The organism is Emticicia sp. CRIBPO, assembly GCF_009905725.1.
In the GTDB taxonomy this organism is placed as follows: domain Bacteria; phylum Bacteroidota; class Bacteroidia; order Cytophagales; family Spirosomataceae; genus Leadbetterella.
Genome location: NZ_JAAAKV010000001.1, coordinates 288,846 through 299,907, shown reverse-complemented (window position 1 = coordinate 299,907; position 11,062 = coordinate 288,846). Strand labels below are relative to the sequence as shown.

Annotated in this window: 12 protein-coding genes; 2 read left to right on the top strand and 10 right to left on the bottom strand. The window is 43.3% G+C overall.

Going from position 1 to position 11,062, the window contains the following annotated elements:
• The 5 genes from GVN16_RS01325 to GVN16_RS01305 all read right to left on the bottom strand — a co-directional run bounded on the left by GVN16_RS01325 (nt 1) and on the right by GVN16_RS01305 (nt 5,827).
• Nucleotides 1-282 (bottom strand): SelT/SelW/SelH family protein, encoded by a 282-nt coding sequence (locus tag GVN16_RS01325; RefSeq protein ID WP_166562029.1) that lies wholly within the window; start codon nt 280-282, stop codon nt 1-3.
• Nucleotides 283-286: 4 nt separating this feature from the next.
• On the bottom strand, nt 287-958 hold the full coding sequence (locus tag GVN16_RS01320) for a hypothetical protein (RefSeq protein WP_166562028.1): 672 nt from the start codon (nt 956-958) through the stop codon (nt 287-289).
• An 80-nt stretch (nt 959-1,038) separates the two neighbouring features.
• Complete coding sequence (locus GVN16_RS01315; protein WP_166562027.1) at nt 1,039-4,032, bottom strand: PVC-type heme-binding CxxCH protein; 2,994 nt, start codon at nt 4,030-4,032, stop codon at nt 1,039-1,041.
• A 231-nt stretch (nt 4,033-4,263) separates the two neighbouring features.
• Nucleotides 4,264-5,289: a thiamine-phosphate kinase gene (gene thiL / locus GVN16_RS01310; RefSeq protein ID WP_166562026.1), complete on the bottom strand. Its 1,026-nt coding sequence runs from the start codon at nt 5,287-5,289 to the stop codon at nt 4,264-4,266.
• Between the two features lie 91 nt (nt 5,290-5,380).
• Nucleotides 5,381-5,827, bottom strand: coding sequence for a hypothetical protein (locus GVN16_RS01305; RefSeq protein WP_166562025.1), 447 nt, complete (start codon nt 5,825-5,827; stop codon nt 5,381-5,383).
• Between the two features lie 157 nt (nt 5,828-5,984).
• Between GVN16_RS01305 and GVN16_RS01300 the strand changes: the two genes are divergently transcribed.
• Nucleotides 5,985-6,212 (top strand): cytochrome b5 domain-containing protein, encoded by a 228-nt coding sequence (locus GVN16_RS01300; protein WP_166562024.1) that lies wholly within the window; start codon nt 5,985-5,987, stop codon nt 6,210-6,212.
• 25 nt (nt 6,213-6,237) lie between these two features.
• Nucleotides 6,238-6,459, top strand: coding sequence for a hypothetical protein (locus GVN16_RS01295; RefSeq protein ID WP_166562023.1), 222 nt, complete (start codon nt 6,238-6,240; stop codon nt 6,457-6,459).
• On the opposite strand, the gene GVN16_RS01290 is transcribed toward GVN16_RS01295, so the two are convergent.
• The 5 genes from GVN16_RS01290 to GVN16_RS01270 all read right to left on the bottom strand — a co-directional run bounded on the left by GVN16_RS01290 (nt 6,439) and on the right by GVN16_RS01270 (nt 11,001).
• Entirely contained in the window at nt 6,439-7,284 is an 846-nt protein-coding gene (locus tag GVN16_RS01290) for a hypothetical protein (protein ID WP_166562022.1), read from the bottom strand. The genes GVN16_RS01295 and GVN16_RS01290 overlap by 21 nt on opposite strands.
• Before the next feature lie 8 nt (nt 7,285-7,292).
• On the bottom strand, nt 7,293-7,805 hold the full coding sequence (locus GVN16_RS01285; protein WP_166562021.1) for a DUF4136 domain-containing protein: 513 nt from the start codon (nt 7,803-7,805) through the stop codon (nt 7,293-7,295).
• Between the two features lie 132 nt (nt 7,806-7,937).
• Nucleotides 7,938-8,732 (bottom strand): alpha/beta hydrolase, encoded by a 795-nt coding sequence (locus GVN16_RS01280; protein ID WP_310587401.1) that lies wholly within the window; start codon nt 8,730-8,732, stop codon nt 7,938-7,940.
• Nucleotides 8,733-8,917: 185 nt separating this feature from the next.
• Entirely contained in the window at nt 8,918-9,712 is a 795-nt protein-coding gene (locus GVN16_RS01275; RefSeq protein ID WP_166562020.1) for an alpha/beta fold hydrolase, read from the bottom strand.
• A gap of 14 nt (nt 9,713-9,726) precedes the next feature.
• Entirely contained in the window at nt 9,727-11,001 is a 1,275-nt protein-coding gene (locus GVN16_RS01270) for an aminotransferase class I/II-fold pyridoxal phosphate-dependent enzyme (RefSeq protein ID WP_166562019.1), read from the bottom strand.
• Nucleotides 11,002-11,062: the final 61 nt, after the last annotated feature.

The following is an 11,062-nucleotide window of genomic DNA, read 5'->3' as shown; positions in this document are numbered from 1 at the left end:
TTATTTAGCTTCAGAATGTCCCAGTGATTTATCGGGAGCGATTTTATCCCTGATCAGTTGTTTCAGTTCTTTGGGTTGCGGAAAGCCTCCGGCGGTTTTACGGTCATAGATGACGTCCCCGTCTACCGAAATCTGGAACAGCCCCCCGGTTTCTGAAGGCTTTAGACTCACCGAGTCAATCTCCAGTTCAAAGGTGGTCAGTAGTTCCTGGGCCATCCAGGCTGATCTGAGCAGCCAGCCACATTTGGGGCAATACTCTATCGTAATGTTTGCTTTCTTCATGGTATTAATTTTGGAATCCCATTTTAAGTGCTTCTTCCAGCGAAATAACCTGGTAACCGTCAGGGACGGCAAAAAGGTCGTCAGGAAGTGTTTTTTCAATCAGTTTCTTGGCTATCAGCTTTATTTTCATACCGTTTTGGGTCTGGTTGAATTCCAGCGGTACGCCTTTTAACCCTTTAAAATACATGGTGTACTGGTTGGCAGGCAATGAAAGTTGTTCTGTAACCCACATTTCAGACTGTTCATTGGTAGATTTGTTGTTCATCATCACTTTCTGGGATTTGTAACCGATGATGTCTTTGTACTCTTTCAGGTATTCGAACTCTACCTTTAAAGTATCATATATCTTTTTGAAGTCTTCTGTGCTGGTGCGTATTCCGAATTTTTGTCCCATCATGTCCATTAACAGGGTGGATTGTAAAGGGTCGTTGTCCATAAATACCCTGACAACCGTTTCCTGGCCCATGACCTCAATCGCGATTTTGGAGTATGTCTTTGTGCCTTTGTAAAATGAGCTGATTTCTTTAGGTAAGCTTTCATTTAAACCTTCAGGAGCACCGGGCGGGAGTTGCCATTCTGCCCCGAAAATAATTTCTCCTTCTTTAAGGACCGTCTGAGCGTAGGTGGGAAATACAAAAAGTGTGGCTAACGTTAAAGCGGCTATGATTCTTTTCATCTGTGAATAAATTTAAAGTATGTTTTAATTCCGGCTTCAAAATAAACGAAACAGAAATTAAAACATACTAAAAAAGTATTTTATTTCAGAGCACTCAGGTATTCCACAAGGTCTACAAGTTCTTTGTTCTGAAGCGGAAACTTAGGCATCAGCGACTCCTTGATCTCTTCTGTTGATTTGATCGCAGACCTTTTGTAAGGGGTCGGAGTGCCTGATCCCGGGAATTTCAGCATCAGTTCGTTCTCAGTTTTGCTGGTGATGATGGCCTGCATTTCAGAACCATCTTTCATGGATATTTTGTGTCCTTCATAACCGAAACTGATCCCTTCACTAGGATAAAGAATAGCGTTGTAAAGTCCTTCTTTAGGGAATTTCTTGCCGATCAGGCTCAGGCCCGGACCAAAGTCATTGCCTGCACCGTTGACCACGTGGCAGGTCTGACAATACATGTCAAACACTTCTTTACCTTTAGCTACGTCACCTTTTTGTTTTACAAGAGCTGCCACATCTACCTTTTCGGTTTTAACCATGTCTTTTTCGAATATTTTGTTGGCAGCGGCCTTGATATCCGAATGCCAGGTCCTGGTCAGGATATTTCTGGCTTCAGGCATCACATCTTCCGGGATTTTATTGTCCTGGAACAACTTCCAGAGCGTTTCTTCACTGTTCCATCCGGCCATTGCCTTCATAGCTTCCTGGCGGTAGTTCAGCGGATATTTTTTGGAAGTGAATATCGGTACCAACTGTGCAGTAATAGCCTCTACATCCACGCTGCCGAATCTTTGAATCGCTTTAACAGCCACTTTAGGATCAAGCAGCATCTTTTTGAACGGTTCTGCTCCGTAAAGCTGCACCATGGTTCTTGAAGCTTCGCCGTTCAGTCTTCTGTCGGTCGATTCAAACATTAGTTTTCTCAATCGCTCATACTGCGTCTTGACCTCGTATTTGTTGAGGATTTCAAGAAAATCATAAGGGTTTTCGATCGCATTTACTACTAATGGCAGCTCCTTTACAAAATCAGGATTGGTCCTGATCGTTTTCTGATCGAAGTGCTTGAATATGATTACTTTTTCGTCGGTCGACTTGCTGGCTTTCAACAAAGTCAGAAGGACGTTGTTTTTGTTCGCATCATTCTGGAAATCAAAAGCCCTGTAGTACCTCAGCTTGTTTTTGCCTTCCGATTTTTTGATCAGGTCGGCCAGCAAGCCCGTGGTCTGATTGGAACGGCTTCTCCAGACAATGTCTTTAGAGGCGTCGGCTTCCAGCCAGTTTTGCGGTTTACCTTTGCTGTACTCCGGCAAATAACTGTCCCAGGCACCATCGGCAGAGACTCCCAGAGCCTCCAGGTACCATCTGTCTCCTGACTTGTAATCATTGGCCAGCTGGGTCCAGATGTCGCCGTAGTTTTTATGCCTGATGGCCAGCAAGACTTCTCTTTTGACTTGAACAGAGTTGTCGGCAGCCATTTTGCTGTAGAAAGTTTTCGGCGTTTTGCTGTTCTCTGCAGCTATTCTGACGGCTGTTACCCTGATGTCCTCATCTTTGTCTGTCGAAGCGGCGTCAAGATAAGAACCATTAATATCTGCAAGCAACCACAAAGCCCTGGCTCTCATAGCTGATTCTCCGCTTTTATAGAGATTAGCCAGTTCTGCTTCTGCCTTGGCTCCCATGTTGTGCAAAGCATTCCAGGCCATATACCTGATCGCCAGATTCGGGTTCTGAAGAGCTTCAACAACACTTTTCGGGTCGCCATAGTTATATTTCGGAACATTGTACCTGGAGCCTTTCGGAGCAATTCTGTAGACCCTTCCACGCAGTGAATCTCCCATGGCGTGTCCGCCGACACCCGGATCATACCAGTCGGAAACAAAGATGGAACCGTCAGGGGCCACTGTGATGTCTGAGGGTCTGAACCACTGGTCTCTTTTTGAACCGTCCAGTATATTCAGGATTCCGGCAGTAAAACCCGCCCCTTTTTTCTGGGTAGGGTAGGCCCTTACAATATTCGGTCCGGCATCGCAGTGGATAACCTTGTTCTGATATTTCTGAGGGAGTAATTTACCTTCATAAACAATAATACCGGTAGGCGATCCCGCATAGGTCTGCAGCAGATTCGGCACTACGCCGGGGTCGTTCAGGTGCCAGTGCTGATGAAAAACAGAGTCTTCCATGTTGGTTCTCCTGATTCTCCAGTCGGCTCCGGTGATTTCGTCTTTGAAACCATAATTACCATAATCCATGACGTAGTTGATACGGGTAGAGCGGTTACCATCATCATCGTTATCCGACTGCCACATTCTGCCATAGGAATCCACGGCCACTTCAAAATTATTTCTGAAATTCCAGGCCCTGATTTCCACGTTGTTGCCATCAGCATCCGACCTGTAAATCATGCCCTCGCGATAAGGTTTTCCGTCGTTGTTGATCACCCTTCCCAGATCATCTTTGATGGGCTGACCGTTTTTGTCAAGCAAGCCTTTTCCTTCGTTGCCGTGGTTAAAATATAGTTTTCCGTCAGGTCCGAAAACAAACGCGTGCATACCGTGGTCATGCTGCTGACCCTGGATGCCTTTGAAAAGTATCTCTTTTTTGTCAGGAATGTCGTCACCATTGGTGTCTGTGAATACGAACACATTAGGGCTGCAGGAAACAAACACTTTGTTGCCCATGACACTGATGCCCAGGGCAGCGTTAATGTCTTCTCCCTGGTAAAATACCTTAGAAGTATCGGCTTTGCCATCTCCGTTGGTGTCTTCCATGATCAGGATGCGGTCACCGGACTTGTTGTAAGGATTTCTCGGATTCAGGGCATTCCTGTAGTTGTAGGCTTCGCATATCCATACCCTTCCTTTCTGATCGATGTCCATGTTGGTCGGATTCATCATCATAGGCTCAGAGGCAAATAACGTAATGTCAAGGTCTTCGTCAAGCAGGTCTATGCCGTCAAGGGCATGTGCTACACTTCTTTTTTCTTCATTGGAAAGTTTTTGGTAATCTTCGAGGCTGAGTTTTTTGTCCTGGTAGAAGGCCAGAGAGATGCCCCCAAGCAAAATCATTACTAGGTATTTCTTCATTTTGTATTATGGTTGAATAATTAATAGTGTTAAAAAATGCATCACTTTTCAATTTAAGCATGAAATTAGTAAATCTTTTGCCAAACTGAAATCTGAAAGAATTTTATTCCGGTTTTTATCTTCGAAACTAGGGTTTTTCCCGGAGGAATGCCGGAGAAGTATTATCCGTGAAGCATAAAAATAATAAAGCCCGGTTGTGCCGGGCTTTCAAATACTTTCTGTCGGATAATCTTATGGTTTGATATGATTCCAGCCCTGGGCGGTAATCTGGGCCCTTTCGCCGGAATTCAGCACCAGTACATTATTCTTGTCTTCCGTCACAAACCCGATCGGGGTAATTTCCGGAATACCTTTTATTTTTTCAAAATCAGCCTGGCTGATCGTCATCAGCAATTCGTAATCCTCTCCGCCGTTCATGACCATCGTAATCGGGCTCAGGTTTAGCTCAGACGACGTCTCGAGGGTCTGGTTTTCGATCGGGATATTATCCACAAAAACAGTAAATCCAAGACCGGAGGCAGTGCTCAGGTGTAAAATTTCTGAAGCTAACCCGTCAGAGATGTCGATCATCGAAGTAGGTACAATTCCCTTGGCGTAAAGTTCATGAACAATATCTGTCCTGCCTTCAGGTTTAAGCTGACGGCCTACGACATAACTTTTGTTATCCAGTTCCGGCTGCATTTCCGGATTGGCTAAAAATACCTGTTTTTCACGCTCCAGGATCTGAAGGCCGGCATAGGCCGCCCCAAGGTCACCTGTTACACAAACGATATCGTTCAAACCGGCTCCGTGCCTGTAAGCAATCTTGTCTTTTTCCACTTCACCGACCGCCGTCACTGAGATGATCAGGCCTGACCTCGAGGAAGAGGTGTCGCCACCCACCAGGTCTACCTTGTAGTTTTCACAGGCAGCATTAATGCCTTCATAAAGTTCATCGATGGCTTCCAGTCCGAAACGGCTGCTGATAGCAATTGAAACCGTAATTTGCTTTGGAATGCCATTCATGGCCGCAATATCAGAGACATTGACGGCGACGGCTTTGTAACCCAGGTGAGCCAACGGAACATAAGCGAGGTCAAAATGTACGCCTTCAACCAGCAAATCTGTGCTGACGAGGGTATATTTCTGCCCGTTGTCGATGACGGCGGCGTCGTCACCGATGCCTTTTATGCTTTCAGAATGATATAGACTTACTTTTTCTTTGATGCGGTTAATGAGCCCGAATTCACCGAGATCTGATAGTTTTTGTTCTTCCATGGTGCAAAAATACGATTTATTTACCGGCTATAAAACAAAAAAAGGCAGAACCCGGGTTCTGCCTTTTCGATATAAAAAATTGACTTGTGTCTTATTGAGCCGAAATCAGGGTATAAGTGTTGGTCGTATTGCCTGTTTTCGGATAGGCCTGATCGGCCGTCAGGATTAATTCAGCATCTCCGATAGATGTGATGGTGAAGTTAAGATTTCCACCAGTCCCCGTTGGCTGAGGATTAAGTCCGGTGATCAGTAATTTGGTTTCTCCCTGTAAACTGTACGTTCCTGAGTAAGTTCCGCCGTCCACATCCTTGATAATGGCAGTCGGGGCAGAAGATAAATCAAGACGGTAAGATGAGTAACCTGGTTTGATATTGGAAGTAGCTCCGTTTTGATATACAATCTCATTGTTTTCTTTCACCAGACGTGCTGTCCATACCTTGGCTATTTTCTCTGAAAGCGGCGTAACTTTTGTTTTGCATGAAGAGATCACAAATACAGAACACGCAAGAATTGCCGACAGCAATATTTTTTTGTTCATGGAAAAGAATATTTAATTGTTTAATTCAATTTGCGAATATATTTCTTTCGGCTCTCAATGACAATAATTTTACCATTTTTTTTATAAACCGGATAATCAAGTGTTAAAACCTGATAAATTTGCATTTGATATTAATACGATAAAAAATGACAAAACGTTGAAAGTTTTTACAAAAAATCAGCTTGCCCTGAGAAATGGCCGGGATAAAGAAGAAATCTGGGTGGCTTTCAACGGAAATATCTACGATGTAGGCTCTTCCAGGTTATGGAGAAACGGCACGCATTATGAGCACTGGGCAGGGCAGGACCTGACCGAAGAGCTGAAAGATGCTCCGCACACCGAAAAAGTTTTTGAAAAATTTGAGATCATAGGAAAACTTTCCTGATCATTTACCCAAACATTACAGACCAATGAAATTAATCGATACCCTGATACTATTTGCCAGTCTTGCCTTACTGATCATGTGGGTTGACCAGGTGGTTTATAAAGGTGTGCCTTTAAAAGACAGCTACTTCTTTCTCATGTTCTCGCTGGCAGGATTCCTGTACTATGTTTACAGAAGAGGCCAGAGGAAAATAGAAGAAAACAAAGAAGACGATAAGAAACCCAAGTCAGGCAAAAAGAATAAGTAAGGGATATAAAAAGACGAGGTCTCCCAGCCAGCGGTATCTTTCGTTGCCGGCGAAAAAAGCCGGTAATGCCGGCATAAATGACAGTGTAAGCGTCATTAAAACCTCAATCAAAGCTACTTTATTGGTGTAGCCGGCTCCGCCTGAAAACAGGAAAATGGCCGTAAAAATGACTACCAGAGCAATAAAATTGATCACTCTTTTGGCCGCTTTCTTTCCTGTAAACCTGACAATGTTGTGGTTTTCAGGATTGTCAAGATGCTCAAACAACGAGAACGTAATCAGGTTTTGAAAAACGATCAGCAGAAAACAAGCCGCCAGTATCCAGTCGCTCAGATTTAAACTCGAACGGTTGTACAAAGGAATGCCCACAACAGCGGCAGTATAGATGATGGTTACGGCAATCTCCTTGGTATGGGTGAAAAACGTCGTGATCTGCCCTGTTTTGTTGATCAGAAAGAAATAGCCCCCCATACATAATGCGATGGCAATCCCCGGAAAAAGCACATGTAACGGCATGAAAAAACACAGAAATAAACCTGCCAGGCCCAGGGCGATGGTCAGCACCTGGATATTGTACTGATGCTTGGCAATGAAACTGTGACGATGGGTGAGTTCTTCTTTTTCTGTATGGATGATGTCGAGAAGCCTGTCTGTCAGGTAAATAAACCAGGTGCAGATACCCAGGGTAATGAGCGTAACCCTGTCAGGAGAACCGGTACCCAAGGGGAGTTTCCAGAACATCCATGAGGATATGACCGCACCGGCAGCGACGTCCAAACTGAGAAAATGCAGGCTTTTGAATACAGAAGGAAAAGTTTTTTTCAAATCAGCAATTATTTTGTCTGTGTAAAGACAAACGTGCGATCGTCATATTTTAGTTTCCCGATCAGGTGGTTTACGACAGATTTATATTGCCGCTCATTCAGATTTTTCGGAAGGTCCGTAGCATAAGCTCCCCACACGACGCTGTTGTTGTTGGTATCTGAAATCTGCATGAGCAATGACCTCGGCATCGTCTTTTTGATGGAGAGGTCGGGTATTTTATCTTCAGGCAGGTAAAGGTAGTTCTGCTTGATAACTTTCGTTTTCTTCTCGAAATATTTATAAACTACGATTAAATCCGAACCGGCAGGGCTGTACATCATGCCTTTTCTTTGCAGGGCATGCTTGATTTCTTCTCTTATCGTTTCATTCTCTTTTGCCGACAGATCAGTGTCTTCGTCAGCATTGATGATGTTAAAAGTGAGATGATTTCCGGACACCCTTTCATCTAATGTGGTTCCGATCAGAAAGTGTTTGGACGAACAACCTGTAAGTAAAAGTAACAGTATAACAGCTGATTTCATATTTCCTAAACGATAAGTGCATTAATATAATAATATTTATAAAAAATATTACTTTTATCGGAAACAAAAAAGGAGCAGCAAAAGTTTTTATTTGCTGCTCCTTTTTTTGATTATTTTTTAATGACCTGATTATCAGGATATAAAATCTTCTATGGCCTTGTTATATTTGTCAGGTTCTTCCAGGGTACCGGAGTGTCCTGCCCCTTCAATTTCCACGTGCACCGAACCTTTGATGTTTTCATGGATCATCAGCGACCGTTCGAGCGTCACCTGTTTGTCTTCGCTACCCCTGACGATCAGTGTAGGGCATACGATATTTTTGAGTTCGAACTGAATGCCTTTTCTTTCGACAACCCCCAGAACGGCTTTGACTACGGCAGATTTATTATTTTGCTTGAATCTTGACAAGTAAAGATCGTACAGCGGTTTACGGCTTTTGTCTTTCAGGAACGAATCCCCGAACATGATCTCCATGATATTTTTCTCCACAGGCCAGTATCCCACCGTCCTCACTATATTATTCATCATTTTATACTTGGGAATATTCTCGAAGGGTTCTTCCTTGCAGGTCGTATCGAGCAGGATGAGTTTCTCTACCAGCTCGGGATTTCTCGCCGCCAGACGCATTCCCACGAATCCACCCATCGACAGACCTACATAAATGACCGGTTTAGGGCATAAGGCCCTGATTAATTCTACCGTATCCTCATAAAGAGAATCGATATCATACCCGTCATCAGTGATCTGGGTTTTTCCCTGGCCTCTGAAGTCATAAGTGATGACCCTGTATTTGTTTTTGAAATATTCTACCTGATGTTCAAACATCCATCCTGCGAACAGCATTCCGTGAGAAAAAACCAGCGTTTCTTCTCCTGAACCGTATTCATCGTAGTTATAATTGACTCCCCTGACTGATATTGTTGGCACTTTTTATAATTTTTATAGTAAAACACATATTCAGATTTATCTTAAAGTCGTGTTTTCTTTGAGCAAGGATATTTCGTGTATCGAAAATCCGTATATCAGATGTTTAAATATTAACAGAACAATTTAAATGCCAAAACTTTAAAAAAGTGTATCTGAAGAGGATTTTTTTCAGATAATAGGGGTTATCAGGCCAGAAAAGACAAAATAGCTTCGTTATATTGCTGAGGCTCTTCAATACTTCCCGTATGACCACCGCCTTTGATGATCACTAATTTTGAATTTTTGATCCTGGCATGTATATCTTCCGATTTTTCAACGGGAACCGGCATGTCCATATCACCGACAATCACAAGCGTAGGACAGTTGATGTTCTGAAGTTCTTCTTCAATTCCGTTTCTGTCTGCCACACCCCAGAGGGCTTTGATGACCGAGGTCCTGTTGTTCAGTCTTAATTTATCCAGGTATTTTTTGTAATCTGCTTTCCGGTCCGGGTTGGTCAGGAATTTCTCCCCGAACATCCTTTTCATTACTGTTGACTCTACCGGCCAGTATCCTACATATTTAACCAGGAATGATAGTATTTTATATAACCGAAAATTTTCTTCAGGTTCTTTATCACAGGCAGTTTCCATTAAAATGAGCTTTTTGATCATCTCCGGATTTCTGGCTGCCAGTCTCATTCCGACATAACCACCCATAGATAAACCCGCAAAAATAACGGGTTTATCGGTGAGTGTTTTAATAAGTTTTACGGTATCATCGTATAACGTTTCCATGTCATAACCATCTTCGGTGGCTTCGGTTTTACCCTGTCCGCGATGGTCGTAAGTAATAATTTTGTAACGATCTTTCAGTACCTCAACCTGAGGGTGAAACATCCATCCACTCCATAGCAATCCGTGTGAAAACACTATTGTTTCGTCGCCGGATCCAAATTCTTCATAGTAATACTCAACATTGTTAACTTTAAGCTTCGGCACTTTCGCTTATGTTTTTAAGTAAATAATTCACTTTTTATAGGAATCTCAAAATTGTACTCACCGTTAGCCAGTTTTTCACGGATTTTTTCGAAACACGTGATCGTGTAATCTATGTCCTCGTCTGAGTGCGTTGAGGTCGGTATTAATCTCAGGATGATGACGTTTTTAGGAACAAAAGGATAGACCACGATAGAACAGAAGATGCCCATGTTTTCTCTCAGGTCTATGGTGAGGTTACCCACTTCGTTCAGGTTAAAGTCCTGATTAAGGTGCACCGGAGTTACATGCGAATTGGAAGTGCCGAGGTTAAATCCTTTGTCTTTAAGTCCTTGCTGAAGGCGGTTGGCCACATGCCATAGTTTTTCTCTGAACTGAGGATTTTCACGGATCATCTGCAATCTTTTGATACCTCCCAGAACATAGCCCATAGGCAGTGATTTGGCGTAGATCTGTGATCTTACAGCATATTTAAGGTAGCTGACCATGTATTTCTCAGTGGCTACAAAACAACCCATAGCGGCCATTGATTTGGTGAATGTCGCAAAATACACATCGATTTTGTCCTGACATCCCAGGTATTCGCCTACGCCGCGGCCTGTTTCGCCGATAACACCAAATCCGTGGGCATCGTCAACCAGGAGTTTAAACTCGTATTTTTCCTTAAATTTAGCGATCTCATCGATTTTACCCACCTGTCCGGTCATTCCGAAAACCCCTTCAGTGATCACCAGCACACCGCCACCGGTCTGGTTGGCATATTTGCTTGCTCTGATCAGGTTTTTTTCAAAACTTTCCATGTTATTATGGGCATACTGATAATATACACCACCTTTGGCCTTGTGAAGACGTACACCGTCAATCAGGCAGGCATGACAGTCACTATCGTACACAATTACATCACGGTGATCCACAAGTGCTTCGATAGTAGACATGATGCCCTGGTAACCGAAGTTCATCAGAAAAGCACCTTCGAAGCCTGAAAAATCAGCTAATTGTCTCTCAAATTCCTCGTGATGTACTGAGTCGCCACTCATGATTCTAGAACCCATAGGGTAACAAAGACCATATTTATCAATGGCATCGGAATCAGCTTTCCTCACTTCAGGGTGATTGGCAAGGCCCAGGTAGTTGTTTAAAGACCAGTTCAGAATCTTCTGTCCGTTAAACTCCATGTAGGGGCCTATCTCTCCTTCAAGCATTGGATAACTGAAATAGTGATGGCTGAAATGGGAGACCGCTCCTAAAGGACCGAGATTCTCCTTGAATTTTGCGAATAATGAATTCCCCATTGGATTATCAATTTTTTATTAGGTATAATGAAAAAACGGGGAGTGTACAAGGCATAAACCT

Excerpts from the sequence above, each read along its gene's own strand:
- GVN16_RS01325 (WP_166562029.1), bottom strand. The coding sequence starts at position 282 with ATGAAGAAAGCAAACATTACGATAGAGTATTGCCCCAAATGTGGCTGG.
- GVN16_RS01320 (WP_166562028.1), bottom strand. The coding sequence starts at position 958 with ATGAAAAGAATCATAGCCGCTTTAACGTTAGCCACACTTTTTGTATTT.
- GVN16_RS01315 (WP_166562027.1), bottom strand. The coding sequence starts at position 4,032 with ATGAAGAAATACCTAGTAATGATTTTGCTTGGGGGCATCTCTCTGGCC.
- thiL (WP_166562026.1), bottom strand. The coding sequence starts at position 5,289 with ATGGAAGAACAAAAACTATCAGATCTCGGTGAATTCGGGCTCATTAAC.
- GVN16_RS01305 (WP_166562025.1), bottom strand. The coding sequence starts at position 5,827 with ATGAACAAAAAAATATTGCTGTCGGCAATTCTTGCGTGTTCTGTATTT.
- GVN16_RS01295 (WP_166562023.1), top strand. The coding sequence starts at position 6,238 with ATGAAATTAATCGATACCCTGATACTATTTGCCAGTCTTGCCTTACTG.
- GVN16_RS01285 (WP_166562021.1), bottom strand. The coding sequence starts at position 7,805 with ATGAAATCAGCTGTTATACTGTTACTTTTACTTACAGGTTGTTCGTCC.
- GVN16_RS01270 (WP_166562019.1), bottom strand. The coding sequence starts at position 11,001 with ATGGGGAATTCATTATTCGCAAAATTCAAGGAGAATCTCGGTCCTTTA.